Source organism: Pantoea sp. MBLJ3 (genome assembly GCF_000816655.1).
GTDB lineage: Bacteria > Pseudomonadota > Gammaproteobacteria > Enterobacterales > Enterobacteriaceae > Pantoea > Pantoea eucalypti.
This window is the reverse complement of the sequence record NZ_JSUT01000005.1, coordinates 485,687-502,012: the sequence shown is the minus strand read 5'-3', so window position 1 is coordinate 502,012 and position 16,326 is coordinate 485,687. Positions and strand designations below refer to the sequence as shown.

Annotated in this window: 10 protein-coding genes; all 10 read left to right on the top strand. The window is 57.8% G+C overall.

Annotated features, from left to right (window positions below; genetic code table 11):
• Window positions 1-216: 216 nt before the first annotated feature.
• The 10 genes from NP77_RS08755 to NP77_RS08710 all read left to right on the top strand — a co-directional run bounded on the left by NP77_RS08755 (window position 217) and on the right by NP77_RS08710 (window position 16,271).
• A complete protein-coding gene (locus tag NP77_RS08755; protein WP_039659790.1) occupies window positions 217-1,455 on the top strand; it encodes an MdtA/MuxA family multidrug efflux RND transporter periplasmic adaptor subunit in 1,239 nt (412 codons plus the stop codon).
• Window positions 1,455-4,577: an MdtB/MuxB family multidrug efflux RND transporter permease subunit gene (locus NP77_RS08750; protein ID WP_039659788.1), complete on the top strand. Its 3,123-nt coding sequence runs from the start codon at window positions 1,455-1,457 to the stop codon at window positions 4,575-4,577. The genes NP77_RS08755 and NP77_RS08750 overlap by 1 nt, the downstream gene beginning before the upstream one ends.
• Window positions 4,574-7,645, top strand: coding sequence for a multidrug efflux RND transporter permease subunit MdtC (gene mdtC / locus NP77_RS08745; protein WP_004571271.1), 3,072 nt, complete (start codon window positions 4,574-4,576; stop codon window positions 7,643-7,645). Before NP77_RS08750 ends, mdtC begins: the two co-directional genes overlap by 4 nt.
• Window positions 7,646-7,699: 54 nt before the next feature.
• Window positions 7,700-9,106, top strand: coding sequence for an MFS transporter (locus NP77_RS08740; protein ID WP_033762022.1), 1,407 nt, complete (start codon window positions 7,700-7,702; stop codon window positions 9,104-9,106).
• Window positions 9,103-10,491 carry a two-component system sensor histidine kinase BaeS gene (baeS, locus tag NP77_RS08735; protein ID WP_004571269.1) on the top strand — a complete coding sequence of 463 codons (1,389 nt, stop codon included), beginning with the start codon at window positions 9,103-9,105 and terminating at the stop codon, window positions 10,489-10,491. The genes NP77_RS08740 and baeS overlap by 4 nt, the downstream gene beginning before the upstream one ends.
• A 6-nt stretch (window positions 10,492-10,497) precedes the next feature.
• The gene (gene baeR / locus NP77_RS08730) at window positions 10,498-11,205 is read left to right on the top strand and encodes a two-component system response regulator BaeR (RefSeq protein WP_004571268.1); all 708 of its coding nucleotides are present in this window, start codon (window positions 10,498-10,500) and stop codon (window positions 11,203-11,205) included.
• A gap of 120 nt (window positions 11,206-11,325) precedes the next feature.
• The gene (gene yegQ, locus NP77_RS08725) at window positions 11,326-12,708 is read left to right on the top strand and encodes a tRNA 5-hydroxyuridine modification protein YegQ (protein ID WP_039659786.1); all 1,383 of its coding nucleotides are present in this window, start codon (window positions 11,326-11,328) and stop codon (window positions 12,706-12,708) included.
• Window positions 12,709-12,930: 222 nt separating this feature from the next.
• Window positions 12,931-13,830 carry a lipid kinase YegS gene (gene yegS, locus NP77_RS08720; protein ID WP_004571266.1) on the top strand — a complete coding sequence of 300 codons (900 nt, stop codon included), beginning with the start codon at window positions 12,931-12,933 and terminating at the stop codon, window positions 13,828-13,830.
• A 205-nt stretch (window positions 13,831-14,035) separates the two neighbouring features.
• Window positions 14,036-15,250, top strand: a complete 1,215-nt coding sequence (gene manD / locus NP77_RS08715; protein WP_039659785.1) for a D-mannonate dehydratase ManD — start codon at window positions 14,036-14,038, stop codon at window positions 15,248-15,250.
• Window positions 15,251-15,260: 10 nt separating this feature from the next.
• The gene (locus NP77_RS08710; RefSeq protein ID WP_039659783.1) at window positions 15,261-16,271 is read left to right on the top strand and encodes a Zn-dependent oxidoreductase; all 1,011 of its coding nucleotides are present in this window, start codon (window positions 15,261-15,263) and stop codon (window positions 16,269-16,271) included.
• The last annotated feature ends 55 nt before the right edge of the window (window positions 16,272-16,326 follow it).

Here is a 16,326-nt window from a genome sequence, read left to right as displayed (position 1 = left end):
AAACTGCCTGTTTCTCAGCATAGCAAAGTGTTTTCACGCCTTTATGACGATTGTGCTGCGATTAATGTAATAACAGGCATAATTACCCGGCCCTGACAGATATCCTTATTTCCTTCAAATTTTGCCTGTCAGAGGCGACTACACTCTGTCGTTTGCAGGCTACCCATTTGATGCCTGCGCCTGGGACTACGTCACTGCTGGAGAGCATCAACAATCATGAGCACCCGACACCCTGTTATGAAGAAAACACTGATCGCACTGGCCCTGATTGCTGTGGCCGCTGGCGGCTACTATGCCTGGCAGCGCACTGCCCAGCCACAGAGCAGCAGCCAGACGGACTCGCCCGGGCCTCGAGGTGGCAAGGGCAGCGGTGACGGCGCTCGTCGGCCACTCGCCCCGGTTCAGGCAGCGACGGCTACCAGCCAGAGCGTGCCGCAATACCTTAGCGGATTGGGTACCGTCACGGCGGCTAACACGGCCACGGTGCGTAGCCGGGTCAATGGCGATCTGCTGGCGATCCACTTTACCGAAGGCCAGCAGGTCAACGCGGGCGATCTGCTGGCAGAAGTCGACCCACGTCCTTACCAGGTGGCGTTAACCCAGGCTCAGGGCCAGCTGGCGAAAGATCAGGCGACGCTGGCCAATGCCCGTCGCGACCTGGCGCGCTTCGAGAAGCTGGCAAAAACGTCGCTGGTATCGCAGCAGGAGCTGGATACCCAGCGCTCACTGGTGAATGAAACGCTGGGCACCCTGAAAGCGGATGAGGGTGGCGTCGCCAGTGCGCAGCTCAATCTGACCTACAGCAAAATCACTGCACCGATTGCCGGCCGTGTCGGCCTGAAACAGGTGGATGTCGGCAACTACGTCACCAGTGGCGACACCACCGGTATCGTCGTGATCACCCAGACGCACCCGATTGATGTGGTCTTTACCCTGGCGGAGAACAGCATCAGTTCCATTCTCAAGGCACAGAAAAGCGGCCAGCCGCTGCTGGTGGAGGCCTGGGATCGCAGTAATGAGAATTTAATCGCCAGCGGCAAACTGCTCAGCCTTGATAACCAGATTGATGTGACGACCGGCACCATAAAAATCAAAGCGCGGTTTGATAATCAGGACGACGCCCTCTTCCCTAATCAGTTCGTCAATGTTCGGCTCAAGGTCAACACCTTGCAGAATGCCGTTGTGATTCCGCCTGCCGCATTACAGATGGGCAACGAAGGCCACTTTGTCTGGGTGGTCAACAGTGACAACAAGGTGAGCAAGAAAAGCGTGATTGCCGGCCTGCAGGATAGCCAGAAAGTGGTGGTCAGCGCCGGTCTGGAAGCCGGTGAACGGGTCGTGACCGATGGTCTGGATCGTCTGACCGAAGGCGCGAAAGTCGAGGTGGTCGCGCCGCAGATCAACGCACCGCGCGCCACCCGCGCCGCCCTGCCGTCAAAAGGAGAGCGTGAGTAATGCAGGTCATGCCTCCCGATCACAGTGGCGGGCCGTCACGCCAGTTTATTCTGCGTCCGGTCGCCACCACGCTGTTGATGATTGCGATTTTGCTGGCCGGAGTGCTGGGCTACCGGTTCCTGCCGGTCTCGGCACTGCCGGAAGTCGATTATCCGACCATCCAGGTGGTTACGCTTTATCCTGGTGCCAGCCCGGATGTGGTCACCTCCTCCATTACCGCCCCACTAGAGCGTCAGTTTGGTCAGATGTCGGGGCTGAAACAGATGGCATCGCAAAGCTCCGGCGGTGCCTCGGTGGTAACACTGCAGTTTCAGCTGACGCTGCCGCTGGATGTGGCCGAGCAGGAGGTGCAGGCGGCCATTAACTCCGCCACTAATCTGTTGCCCAACGACCTGCCCAATCCACCGGTCTACAGCAAAGTAAACCCTGCCGATCCGCCCATCATGACGCTGGCCGTCACGACGCGCAGCATGCCGCTGACGCAGGTGCAGGACATGGTGGAAACGCGGGTCGCGCAGAAAATTTCGCAGGTCAGCGGTGTCGGCCTGGTCACACTGTCAGGCGGTCAGCGCCCGGCAGTGCGGGTAAAAATGAATGCGCAGGCGCTGGCGGCGCTGGGTCTGACCAGTGAAACGGTGCGAACCGCCATCAGCAATGCCAACGTTAACTCCGCCAAAGGCAGCCTGGATGGTCCGACGCGTTCTATTACCCTGTCAGCCAATGACCAGATGAAATCCGCGGAAGATTATCGCCAGCTGATTATCAGCTACAAAAATGGCGCGCCGGTGCGTCTTGGTGACGTGGCGACCATTGAACAGGGAGCAGAAAACAGCTGGCTTGGCGCCTGGGCCAATCGCGATGCGGCGATTGTGCTTAATGTCCAGCGTCAGCCTGGCGCTAATATTATCGCCACTGCAGATAATATCCGTGCCATGTTGCCCGCCCTGACCGAAACGCTGCCCAAATCGGTAGAGGTGAAACTGCTCACCGACCGCACCACCAATATTCGCGCGTCGGTAAACGACACGCAGTTTGAGCTGATACTGGCGATGGCGCTGGTGGTGATGATTATCTATCTGTTCCTGCGTAACGTGCCCGCCACGCTGATTCCGGCGGTGGCGGTGCCGCTGTCGCTGATCGGCACCTTTGCGGCGATGTACTTCCTCGGTTTTTCCATTAATAACCTGACGCTGATGGCGCTGACCATTGCCACGGGTTTTGTGGTCGATGATGCCATTGTGGTGATTGAGAACATCTCGCGCTATATCGAAAAAGGGGAAAAGCCGCTTACCGCCGCGCTGAAAGGTGCCGGTGAGATCGGCTTTACCATTATCTCCCTGACCTTCTCGCTGATTGCGGTACTGATTCCACTGCTGTTTATGGGCGACGTAATTGGCCGTCTGTTCCGCGAATTTGCCGTAACACTGGCCGTAGCGATTCTGATTTCCGCAGTAGTGTCACTCACCCTGACGCCGATGATGTGCGCCCGGATGCTGAGCGCAGAGTCGCTGCGTAAACAGAACCGCTTTTCACGGGCCAGCGAGGCGATGTTTGATCGTATCGTGGCCGCCTATGGCCGTGGCCTGAAACGGGTGCTGAATCACCCCTGGCTGACATTGTCGGTCGCGCTTGGCACCCTTGTGCTGACGCTGCTGCTGTGGATGGTGATCCCGAAAGGCTTTTTCCCGCAGCAGGACAACAGCATTATTCAGGGTACGCTGCAGGCACCGCAGTCGGTCTCCTACGCCAGCATGGCAGAGCGCACCCGCGACGTTGCCTCCATCATCATGAAAGATCCGGCGGTTGAGAGCATGACCTCGTTCGTCGGCGTCGATGGCACCAATGCCTCACTGAACAGCGCGCGACTGCAGATTAACCTTAAACCTCTGGATCAACGCGACGACCGCATTCCGGCTATTCAGCAACGCCTGCAACAACAGGTCAGTCAGCTGCCGGGCGTGCAGCTCTGGCTGCAGGCGGTGCAGGATCTCACCATCGATACCCAGGCGAGCCGCACGCCGTACCAGTTCACGCTGCAGTCCGGCTCCCTGTCGTCGCTCAGCATCTGGGTGCCGGCCCTGCTGACCCGGCTCAGTACCCTGCCACAGCTGCGTGACGTCAGCAGTGACTGGCAGGATCAGGGGCTGGAAGCTTATGTCAACGTTGACCGCGACAGCGCCAGCCGCCTCGGTATCAGCATGGCCGATGTCGATAACGCGCTGTACAACGCGTTTGGGCAGCGACTCATCTCCACCATCTATACCCAGGCAAATCAGTATCGTGTGGTGCTGGAGCAGGATAATAACGCCACACCGGGGCTGGAGAGCCTGGAGGCAATTCGCCTTAACAGCAGTGATGGCGGCAGCGTTCCGCTGAGCGCCATCGCCCGTATTGAACAGCGTCACACGCCGCTCAGCATTAACCATCTGGACCAGTTCCCGTCGGCGACCTTCTCCTTCAACGTGGCTGATGGCTATTCGCTGGAAGATGCGGTGAAGGCGGTGTCGCAGGCGGAAGCGCAGCTGGGCATGCCCGCGGAGCTGATGACCCAGTTCCAGGGCAGTACGCTGGCGTTTGAGGCGGCGCTCAGCAGCACCGTCTGGCTGATTGTGGCAGCCATCGTGGCGATGTACATCGTGCTGGGCGTGCTCTATGAAAGCTTTATTCACCCGATTACGATTCTCTCAACACTGCCCACTGCCGGTGTCGGCGCGCTGCTGGCGCTGATGCTCAGCGGCAATGAGCTGGATATCGTGGCAATTATCGGCATCATCCTGTTGATCGGCATCGTGAAAAAGAACGCCATCATGATGATCGACTTTGCGCTGGCAGCCGAACGTGAACAGGGCATGAAGCCGGTAGATGCCATCTATCAGGCCTGTCTGTTGCGCTTCCGTCCGATTCTGATGACCACACTGGCAGCCCTTCTCGGTGCGCTGCCGCTGATGCTCAGCACCGGCGTCGGTGCCGAATTGCGTCATCCGCTGGGAATCGCCATGGTCGGTGGCCTGATTCTGAGTCAGGTACTGACGCTGTTCACCACACCGGTGATCTATCTGCTGTTTGACCGCCTGGCGCATGCTACCCGCCGACGCTTTGGCCGTACGGAGGCCGCAGAGTGAAGTTTTTTGCCCTCTTCATCCATCGGCCCGTCGCCACGACCCTGCTGACACTGGCCATCGCCCTGGCCGGGATGCTGGGCTTCCGTCTGCTACCGGTGGCACCGCTGCCGCAGGTCGATTTTCCGGTCATCGTCATCTCGGCCTCGCTGCCGGGCGCCTCACCGGAAATCATGGCATCGTCGGTGGCGACACCGCTGGAACGCTCGCTAGGACGCATCGCGGGAGTCAGTGAAATGACCTCCACCAGTTCGCTGGGTAGCACCCGCATCATTCTGGTGTTTGATTTTGATCGCGACATTAACGGCGCGGCGCGCGACGTGCAGGCCGCCATTAACGCCGCGCAAAGCCTGCTGCCCACCGGCATGCCGTCGCGTCCAACCTACCGGAAAGTTAACCCTTCTGATGCGCCGATCATGATCATGACGCTGACCTCAGATACCTACAATCCGGGTCAGCTTTATGACTACGCCTCTACCCAGCTGGCGCAGAAGCTGTCACAGATTGAAGGCGTGGGCGATGTCACCGTGGGCGGCAGTTCGCTGCCTGCGGTGCGCGTGGCGCTGAATCCCCAGGCACTGTTTAACCAGGGCGTATCGCTGGATGCGGTGCGCACCGCTATCTCCAATGCCAATCAGCGACGACCGCAGGGCGCACTGGATGACGGTCAGCAGCGCTGGCAACTGCGAACCAATGACGCGCTGCAGACTGCCCGGGAGTATCAGCCGCTGGTGGTGCATTACAACAACGGCGCGGCGGTCAGGCTGTCGGATGTAGCGACGGTAGAGGACTCGGTTCAGGACGTGCGCAACGCCGGGATGTCACGCGGTAAACCTGCGGTTCTGCTGCTGATCCGCAAAACGCCTGAAGCGAACGTCATTGATACGGTCGATCGGATTCGCGCTGAAATGCCGCTGCTGCATGAGGTGATCCCTGCTGCCATCGATCTCGAGATTGCGCAGGATCGCTCGCCCACTATTCGCGCCTCGCTGCATGAAGTGGAGCAGTCGCTGATTATCGCCGTGGCGCTGGTGATTCTGGTGGTGTTTGTTTTCCTGCGCTCGGGCCGCGCCACGCTGATCCCGGCCGTTGCCGTGCCGGTTTCGCTAATCGGCACGTTTGCCGCGATGTACCTGTGCGGCTTCAGCCTGAATAATCTGTCACTGATGGCGCTGACCATTGCTACCGGTTTTGTGGTGGACGATGCGATTGTGGTGCTGGAGAACATTGCCCGTCACGTGGAAGCCGGCATGAAGCCGCTGGCTGCCGCGCTAAAAGGGGTGCGGGAAGTCGGCTTTACCGTGCTGTCGATGAGCCTGTCGCTGATTGCGGTGTTCCTGCCGCTCCTGATGATTGGCGGGCTGATTGGCCGCTTCTTCTCTGAGTTTTCCATTACGTTGTCGGTGTCGATTCTTATCTCGCTGTTTATCTCGGTCACGCTGACGCCGGTGATGTGCGCTTATCTGCTGAAGCCGCACGCGCCGCGCAGCCAGCCACGTCAGCGCGGGGTGGGCCGGCTACTGATGGCGATTCAGCAAGGCTACGGTCGGTCGCTTAACGTGGTGCTGAACCATGCACGCTGGGTGCTGCTGCTGTTTTTCGCCACCATCGCCCTGACAGGCTGGCTATTCGTTCATATCCCGAAAACCTTTATGCCGGAACAGGATACCGGGCGACTCTCCGGCTTTATCTCTGCCGACCAGAGCATTTCCTTTCAGGCGATGCGCAGCAAGCTGCAGGATTTTATGGAGATTGTCGGGGCCGATCCGGCGGTGGACAGCGTGGTGGGCTTTACCGGTGGGATGCGGACCAACAGCGGCTCGATGTTTATCTCGCTGAAGCCGCTGTCGGAGCGTAAAGAGAGTGCCCTTGAAATAATCGCCCGGCTGCGCACTAAGCTGGCGAAAGAGCCGGGGGCGAATCTCTATCTGAATGCGGTACAGGATCTGCGCGCAGGGGGGCGGGAATCGAATGCTGCTTATCAATATTCATTGCTGTCGGACGATCTCGGCGCACTGCGGACGTGGGAGCCGAAAATCCGCGAGGCGTTCTCCGCGCTGCCGCAGCTGGCGGACGTGAACTCCGATCAGCAGGATAAAGGCAGCGAAATGGCGCTGACCTACGATCGTGAAAGCATGGCCCGGCTTGGCATTGATGTCTCTCAGGCCAATGCCCTGCTGAATAACGCTTTTGGTCAGCGTCAGATTTCCACTATCTATCAGCCGCTTAATCAGTACAAAGTGGTGATGGAGGTCGATCCGCGCTACACCCAGGATATCAGCGCCCTTTCACAGATGTTTGTGATAAATAGCGACGGTAAAGCCATCCCGCTGTCGTGGTTCGCCCACTGGCAGCCAGCGAATGCGCCGCTGTCGGTGAACCATGAAGGGTTGTCAGCCGCCTCGACGATCTCTTTTAACCTGCCAGAGGGTGTGTCGCTGTCACAGGCATCGGAAGCAATTGAACGGACCATGACCGCGATTGGTGTGCCCTCCAGCGTGCGCGGCAGTTTTGCCGGTACGGCGCAGGTGTTTCAGCAGTCGCAAAGCAGCCAGCTCTGGCTGATGCTGGCAGCCATTGCGGCGGTCTATATCGTGCTGGGCATCCTCTACGAAAGCTATGTGCATCCGCTGACGATTCTCTCTACCCTGCCCTCGGCGGGTGTCGGGGCGTTGCTGGCGCTGGAACTGTTCGATACGCCCTTTAGCCTGATTGCGCTGATCGGTATTCTGCTGCTGATTGGCATCGTGAAAAAGAACGCCATCATGATGGTCGATTTTGCGCTGGAGGCCGAGCGTAACGGCCAGCTGAGTGCGCGAGAGGCGATTTTCCAGGCGTGCCTGCTGCGCTTCCGGCCAATTATGATGACCACACTGGCGGCATTGTTTGGCGCGCTGCCACTGGTGCTGAGCAGCGGCGACGGTGCCGAACTACGTCAACCGCTGGGAATTACCATTGCAGGCGGGCTGGTGATGAGCCAGCTGCTGACACTCTACACCACGCCGGTGGTCTATCTGATGATGGATAAATTGCGGCGCAAAAAGCGTCCGCTGACCGCCGCCGCGCAATAGCCGTAATGAGTGTGTCGGCAGGCACGGCGCGTGATGCTTTTATCGGGGGGATCGATGACTACGCAAAGCACTAACGTCCGCTGGCAACTGTGGATCGTTGCCATCGGCTTCTTTATGCAGACGCTGGATACCACCATCGTCAATACCGCGATCCCATCGATGGCGCACGATCTGGGAGTCAGTCCGCTGCACATGCACTCGGTGATCGTCTATTACGTGCTGACGGTGGCGGTGATGCTGCCGGTCAGTGGCTGGCTGGCGGATCGTTTTGGCGTGCGTAACGTTTTCTTCTGCGCGATTCTGCTGTTCAGTATCGGCTCGCTGCTGTGCGCCATGTCCGGCACGCTGGATCAGCTGGTGCTGTCGCGCGTGGTTCAGGGGATTGGCGGCGCCATGATGGTCCCCGTGGGTCGCCTGACGGTGATGAAAATCGTGCCGCGCGAGCAATATATGTCCGCCATGACCTTTGTCACTCTGCCCGGCCAGATTGGCCCGCTGCTGGGTCCGGCTCTGGGCGGTGTGCTGGTAGAGTACGCCAGCTGGCACTGGATCTTTCTCATCAATATTCCGGTCGGCATCGCCGGCGCTATCGCCACTCTGATGCTGATGCCCAACTACAGCATGCAGACGCGGCGCTTTGATTTCGCCGGGTTTATCCTGCTGGCCGCTGGCATGGCAACCCTGACACTGGCGCTGGATGGCCAGCGCAGCAGTGGTGGCTCACCGCTGTTACTGGGTGCCATGATTCTCGTTGGCCTGTTCTCTCTGCTCTTCTACCTGATACATGCACGCGGCAATGATAATGCGCTGTTCAGCCTGAAACTGTTTGATAACCGCGTTTATGCCATTGGTCTGCTGGGCAGTTTTACCGGCCGCATCGGCAGCGGCATGCTGCCCTTTATGACCCCTATTTTTCTGCAGATTGGCATGGGCTACAGCCCGTTTCACGCCGGTCTGATGATGATTTCAATGGTGCTGGGGAATATGGGGATGAAGCGCATAGTGGTGCGCATCGTCAATCTTTACGGCTACCGCAACGTGCTGGTGATGTCGACGGTGGCGCTGGCGCTGGTGGTCCTGCTGTTCCCCCTGGTGGCGCTCATGGGTTGGGTCTGGCTACTGCCGCTGGTGCTGTTTCTGCAGGGCATGGTCAATGCCATTCGCTTCTCTTCAATGAATACCCTGACGCTGAAGGAGCTGCCCGATGAGCTGGCATCCAGCGGCAACAGCCTGTTGTCGATGATTATGCAGCTGTCGATGAGTATTGGCGTCACCGTCGCCGGGCTGTTGCTGGGCGCATTTGCTCATGAAAACATGGCGAACAGCACCGCGAATCACTCAATGTTTATTTATACCTACCTTTGCATGTCGCTGATTATTCTTCTGCCCGCGCTGGTGTTCTGGCGCGTTCCGCCACAGACGAATGCCAACGTTGATTTGCGACGCCGGAGAGAAAAATGAGAGTTAACCTGCGACTGGGCATCGGTGCCAAACTGTTTATGGCGATTTTCGCTACCTGCATGCTGGTCCTGATCACCATGCACTGGGGCGTTCGGATGAGTTTCGAGCACGGCTTTGTCGACTACATTAAACGCGGCAACGAGCAGCGGTTAAACCTGCTCAGCGATGCCCTCGCCGATCAGTATGAGCAGCACGGCAACTGGGATTTTTTGCGCCATAATGATCGGCTGGTCTTTACCATGCTGCGCTCGCTGGAGCAGAATCCCGACAGCAACAGCCAACTACCGCCGCACGGCTGGCGGACCCAGTTCTGGATTCTTGACCAGCAGTATAAAGTGCTGGCCGGACCAAAATCACCGGTGCCACCCGAAGGCACACGACGCAACATCACCACCAGCAACAATAAAGTGGTCGGCTGGGTGATCGGCTCGCCGCCGGAGCGGCTGACGCGCAGCACGGACATTAACTTTGATCAACAGCAGCGGCGCACCAGCTGGATTATCGTGGGGCTTTCAACGCTGCTGGCGGCACTGGCGACCTGGCTGATGGCGCGCGGTCTGCTGGCGCCGGTCAAGCGACTGGTCGACGGCACCCATCATCTGGCGGCCGGTAATTTTGCTACCCGCGTGGAGGTCAGCAGCCGGGATGAGCTGGGCCAGCTGGCCGGTGACTTTAACCTTCTTGCCAGCTCGCTGGAGAAAAACGAGAGCATGCGGCGCGCTTTTATGGCCGACATCTCCCATGAGCTGCGCACGCCGCTGGCGATCCTGCGCGGTGAACTGGAAGCGATGCAGGATGGGGTGCGCAAACTGACGCCGGAAGCGATCGCCTCGCTGCAGAGCGAGGTGGTGGTGCTGACCAAGCTGGTGGACGATCTGCACCAGCTGTCGCTGTCGGATGAGGGTGCCCTTGCCTACCGCAAACAGGCCACCGATCTGGTTCAGTTGCTGGAGGTGACGGCGGGCAGCTTTGCCGAGCGCTATCGCGCACACGGCCTGACGCTGAAACTGAATCTGCCCGAAAACGCCCCGTTCTTTGGCGATCCCGACCGGCTGATGCAGTTATTCACCAACCTTCTTGAGAACAGCCTGCGCTACACCGACAGCGGTGGCCGCGTAGAAGTGACGCTGAAGTATGAAGCGCCCCACTGGTGCATCGATTTTGATGACAGCGCACCTGGCGTGGATAAAGAACATCAGGTGCAGATTTTTGAGCGTTTCTTCCGCACCGAAGGCTCGCGCAACCGCGCCAGCGGCGGCTCGGGTCTGGGACTGGCCATCTGTAAAAATATCGCTGATGCACATGGTGGCGATATTCATGCGTCGCACTCTGATTTAGGTGGACTGAAAATCGCGCTACACTTGCGCTATGTTCCCCTTGTGTAAACGCTTATGAGCCAGGAAAACCACGACCCGCTGATTCTGGTGGTCGAAGATGAGCCGAAACTGGCGCAGCTAATGATCGATTATCTGCACGCCTCAAATTACCGTACCCATCACATCGCCGACGGCAACGCGGTGCTGGAGTATGTGCGTCAGACGCCACCCGATCTGATGCTGCTGGATTTAATGCTGCCTGGCACCGATGGCTTAACGCTTTGCCGTGAAATCCGCCGTCATTCCGAGCTGCCGATTATTATGGTTACCGCGCGTACCGAGGAGATCGATCGGCTGCTGGGATTAGAGCTGGGCGCGGATGACTACATCTGCAAACCCTTCAGTCCGCGTGAAGTGGTGGCACGGGTCAAAACGATTCTGCGCCGGGTCAGGCGTTCAGCGGAAGAGCCGCAAAGCGCCTCGTTGCTGCGGGTCGACGAAAGCCGCTTCTTCGCCAGCTGGCGCGAAAAGCCACTGGATCTTACTCCGGCGGAATTCCGCCTGCTGAAAACGTTGTCGCTGGAACCGGGCAAGGTCTTTTCACGTGAACAGCTGCTCAACCATCTTTATGATGACTACCGCGTGGTCACGGATCGCACCATCGACAGCCATATCAAGAATCTGCGGCGGAAGCTGGAGAACCTCGACAGTGAGCAACCTTTTATCCGCGCCGTTTACGGGATGGGCTATCGCTGGGAAGCCGATGCCTGTCATTTGATCTAGTTTGATCCCGATCAATTTACTTCCCTTTTCTCACTGCCTACAATTCCGCACCCTTTGCAGGGCTTAATGGTCCTGCACCTGTCGCCTGAAGCGACATACTGACCTGACATCAGTGAGAAGATCATGAAACCCGAACTGCTTTCCCCTGCTGGCACGCTAAAAAACATGCGTTACGCCTTTGCTTATGGGGCCGATGCCGTCTATGCCGGCCAGCCGCGCTATAGCCTGCGGGTGCGCAATAACGAATTTACCCACGAAAATCTTGCGCTGGGCATCAATGAAGCGCACGCGCTGGGCAAAAAATTCTATGTGGTGGTGAACATTGCACCGCATAACGCCAAGCTGAAAACCTTTATTCGCGACCTGACGCCGGTGGTGGAGATGCAGCCTGACGCGCTGATCATGTCCGATCCCGGTCTTATCATGCTGGTGCGCGAGGCTTTTCCGACGATGCCGATTCACCTGTCGGTGCAGGCCAATGCGGTCAACTGGGCCACGGTAAAATTCTGGCAGCAGATGGGGCTGAGCCGGGTAATCCTGTCACGCGAGTTATCGCTGGAGGAGATTGGCGAGATCCGCCAGCAGGTGCCGGAGATGGAGCTGGAAGTCTTCGTTCATGGCGCGCTCTGTATGGCCTATTCCGGTCGCTGCCTGCTGTCAGGCTATATGAACAAGCGCGACCCGAATCAGGGCACCTGCACCAATGCCTGCCGCTGGGAATATAAAGTGCAGGAAGGCCAGCAGGATGAGGTGGGGAATATCGTCGGTATTCACACGCCTGTCGCAGTGCAGGATGTCACGCCTGTGCTGGGCATCGGTCAGCCTACCGACAAGGTGTTTCTGCTGGAAGAGAAGATGAAACCTGGCGAAGTGATGAGCGCGTTCGAAGATGAGCATGGCACCTATATCATGAACTCGCGGGATCTGCGCGCGGTCGCGCATGTTGAACGGCTCAGCGAGATGGGCGTTCATTCGCTGAAAATCGAGGGGCGTACCAAGTCCTATTACTACTGCGCCCGCACCGCCCAGGTGTATCGCCGGGCGATTGATGATGCCGCTGCCGGGAAGCCGTTTGATCCGTCACTGCTGTTAACGCTGGAAGGTCTGGCCCATCGCGGCTATACCGAAGGCTTCCTGCGCCGCCACACGCATGACAGTTATCAGAATTATCAGCAGGGTTTTTCCGTGTCCGATCGCCAGCAATTCGTCGGCGAATTTACCGGCGAGCGTCGGGGTGAGTGGGCTGAAGTGGCGGTGAAGAACAAGTTTATGCTGCACGACAGCGTGGAGATCATGACGCCCGAAGGAAACCTGAATTGCCAGCTTGATGCGCTGCAGAACGCGCGCGGCGAACCCATAGAGGTTGCGCCGGGTGATGGCCATCGTGTCTGGTTGCGGGTGCCGCAGGAAGTCGATCTGCGTTTTGCACTGCTGCTGCGCAACTTCGATCATGGTGAAGATACCCGGGATCCACATAATCGTTTACCAACGGAAACATTTTGAGGAAATCAGAACAGGATCACAGACCCCTGTTCAGCGCTGCTTTATAGTCCTGCCTGCTGCTAATGAGTAACAACAAACGGCAGATTTACCTGGAACCACCTCATTTACCCGCCCGGCTCCCCCGTGCGGGTTTTCTTTTTTCTCTCTTTCGCCAATTATTTACTGCTGGCAGCTATGTTATAAATTCCCCTTCTTACTCTGTAGATCTTCAAGGAACGCAAAATGGATAATAAACCGCTAACGCTACTCATTCTGAATGGGAAAGGCGCGGGCAATGATGATCTGCGCGAAGCCATTACTGCCCTTCGTGAAGAAGGCTTCGATATTGCGGTGCGTGTCACTTTTGAAAAAGGTGATGGCGACAGGTACGTCAAAGAGGCGATTGCGCTGCAGGCGGAGACGGTGGTAGCAGGTGGTGGCGATGGCACCATCAACGAAATCGCGACGGCGCTGGCGGCATCGAATGCCGATCATCGCCCGGTGCTGGGCATCCTGCCGCTGGGAACGGCCAATGATTTTGCCACCAGCGTGGGCATCCCGGAAGAGATGGAACCGGCATTACGCCTGGCGATCCAGGGCAAAGCCAGCACCATCGACCTAGCCAGAGTGAACCAGGATCACTACTTCATTAACATGGCGACGGGTGGATTTGGCACCCGCATCACCACGGAAACCCCGGAAAAGCTAAAGTCGGCACTGGGCGGTGTTTCCTATTTTATTCACGGCCTGATGCGCATGGATACGCTGAAACCTGATACCTGCGAGATCAGCGGTCCCGATTTCAACTGGCAGGGTGATGCGCTGGTCATTGGTATTGGTAATGGACGTCAGGCGGGCGGTGGTCAGCGACTCTGCCCTTCGGCCCTGATTAACGATGGCCGGCTGGACGTCAGCATTGTCACCGCACAGGAGCTGCTGCCGACCCTGTTGCACTCACTGACGGGCGACGATGACAATCCGGGCATCGTCACCGCACAGCTGGAGTCACTGACCATCCGTTCTCCGCATGAAATGACCTTTAACCTTGATGGCGAGCCGCTTTCAGGACGGGAATTCGTGATTGAGGTGATGGCAGGCGCATTAAGCTGTCGCCTGCCACCACAGTGTGAACTCCTTTCCTGAGGCTGAGTAAGGGGGCGAAAGCCCCCTTTTAATGCCGGTCTGAATCTCTGTTTGTAAAAAGCGCCTCTTTCATTCCCCTTTATGCCGCGCCTGGCTACCCCTGAAACACTCTGTGACTGGGTTCACAACTCTGCCAGACCAACTTGTATGGTAGTATTAAAGTGCGTACTTTTTCATCATTGAACGCTGACTGAAAGGCACCAGGATGAAAATTGTTAAGGCGGAAGTATTTGTAACCTGCGCAGGCAGAAACTTTGTCACCCTAAAAATCACCACCGATCAGGGGCTGACCGGCATTGGCGACGCCACGCTGAATGGCCGTGAATTACCGGTCGCCTCCTACCTGAAAGATCACATCTGTCCGCAGCTGATTGGCCGCGATGCCCATCAGATCGAAGATATCTGGCAATATTTCTACAAAGGCGCTTACTGGCGTCGCGGTCCGGTGACCATGTCCGCTATCTCTGCGGTCGATATGGCACTGTGGGATATCAAAGGTAAAGCCGCCAATATGCCGCTTTACCAGTTGCTGGGTGGTGCCTCACGCACTGGCGTTATGGTCTATTGCCACACCACCGGCCATTCCATTGATGAAGTGATGGATGACTACGCGAAACACAAAGAGCTGGGCTTCAAAGCGATTCGCGCCCAGTGCGGCGTGCCGGGCATGAAAACCACCTATGGGATGGCGAAAGGCAAAGGCCTGGCTTACGAGCCGGCAACCAAAGGTCACTGGCCGGAAGAGCAGTTCTGGTCAACCGAGAAATACCTCGATTTCACGCCGAAACTCTTTGCGGCTATCCGCGACAAATTTGGTTTCGATGAGCATCTGCTGCATGACATGCACCATCGCCTGACACCGATTGAAGCCGCGCGTTTTGGCAAGAGCGTGGAAGATTATCGCCTGTTCTGGATGGAAGATCCGACACCCGCCGAAAACCAGGAATGCTTCCGTCTGATCCGCCAGCACACCGTCACGCCGATTGCGGTGGGCGAAGTGTTTAACAGCATCTGGGATTGTAAGCAGCTGATTGAAGAGCAGCTGATCGACTACATCCGCACCACCATCACACATGCGGGCGGCATTAGCGGTATGCGACGTATCGCTGATTTTGCCTCGCTCTATCAGGTGCGCACCGGCTCCCACGGTCCTTCAGATCTCTCCCCGATTTGCATGGCGGCGGCACTGCACTTTGACCTCTGGGTGCCGAACTTCGGCGTGCAGGAGTACATGGGCTTCTCTGAACAGATGATGGAGCTATTTGACGCAAACTGGACCTTTGATCAGGGCTATATGCATCCCGGCGACAAACCGGGCCTTGGCATAGAGTTCAACGAGAAACTGGCTGCGAAATATCCCTATGAACCTGCCTATCTGCCGGTCGCCCGTCTTGAAGATGGCACCCTGTGGAACTGGTAAGGAGAAACTCATGAAAAGTGTTGTTATTGAACAGCCAGGCGAACTGGTGATAGCTGAACGTCCACTGCCACAACCGGCGGCAGGTGAAGTCCGGGTCAAAGTGGCCTATGCCAGTATCTGCGGTTCGGATGTGCATATCTGGCACGGCCATAACCCGTTCGCGAAATATCCTCGGGTTATTGGTCACGAATTTTTTGGTGTGATCGATGCGGTAGGTGCGGGAGTCGATGCGGCCCGACTGGGTCAGCGCGTGGCGGTCGATCCGGTGGTGAGCTGCGGCAGCTGCTATCCCTGCTCAGTAGGCCGCCCCAATGTCTGTACCACACTGCAGGTGATTGGCGTGCATCGCGACGGCGGCTTCAGCGACTATGCGCTGGCCCCGGCAAAAAATGCCTGGGAGTTGCCGGACGCCATCCCCGACAAGCTTGCCAGCCTGGTTGAGCCCTTTACCATCGCAGCCAACATCACGGCGTTTCTTAAGCCGCAGCCAGACGATGTCGCCCTGATTTATGGCGCCGGACCAATGGGGCTTACCGCGATTCAGGTACTGAAAAACGTCTATAAAGTGAAAAAAGTGATGGTGGTGGATCGTCTGCCGGAACGCCTGGCGCTGGCTGAAGAGAGTGGTGCCGATCAGCTGTTCGATAACAGCGAAATCCCACTGGCAGCACAGCTTGAGGGCGTCCAGCCCACGCTGATTATCGACGCCGCCTGCCATCCCGCTATTCTGGCAGAAGCCGCCGCGCTCGCCTCACCGGCCGCGCGTATCGGTCTGCTGGGCTTCTCCGGCGAACCGTGCAGCATTACTCAGCAGAGCCTGACCAGCAAAGAGCTGTCGCTGTTTACCTCGCGTCTCAACAGCAACCGCTTTCCACAGGTGATCGCGTGGATGGAAAAAGGCTTGATCCAGCCAGAGAAACTCGTGACGCACTACTTCCCGCTGCAGGAGATTGAACGCGCGATGAGCCTGTTCGAAAAAGATCCGCGCACCTGCTGCAAAGTGATCCTGCAAATGGGTTAACTCCCGCTGAACACCAGGTCTCCTTCGCCGGTGCGTACCCGCCGGCCTGATTAAA

Bases quoted from the DNA above. Each gene is read 5' to 3' on its own strand.
- baeS (WP_004571269.1), top strand. From the start codon at position 9,103: ATGAGAGTTAACCTGCGACTGGGCATCGGTGCCAAACTGTTTATGGCG.
- NP77_RS08750 (WP_039659788.1), top strand. From the start codon at position 1,455: ATGCAGGTCATGCCTCCCGATCACAGTGGCGGGCCGTCACGCCAGTTT.
- NP77_RS08710 (WP_039659783.1), top strand. From the start codon at position 15,261: ATGAAAAGTGTTGTTATTGAACAGCCAGGCGAACTGGTGATAGCTGAA.
- baeR (WP_004571268.1), top strand. From the start codon at position 10,498: ATGAGCCAGGAAAACCACGACCCGCTGATTCTGGTGGTCGAAGATGAG.
- manD (WP_039659785.1), top strand. From the start codon at position 14,036: ATGAAAATTGTTAAGGCGGAAGTATTTGTAACCTGCGCAGGCAGAAAC.
- NP77_RS08755 (WP_039659790.1), top strand. From the start codon at position 217: ATGAGCACCCGACACCCTGTTATGAAGAAAACACTGATCGCACTGGCC.
- NP77_RS08740 (WP_033762022.1), top strand. From the start codon at position 7,700: ATGACTACGCAAAGCACTAACGTCCGCTGGCAACTGTGGATCGTTGCC.
- yegS (WP_004571266.1), top strand. From the start codon at position 12,931: ATGGATAATAAACCGCTAACGCTACTCATTCTGAATGGGAAAGGCGCG.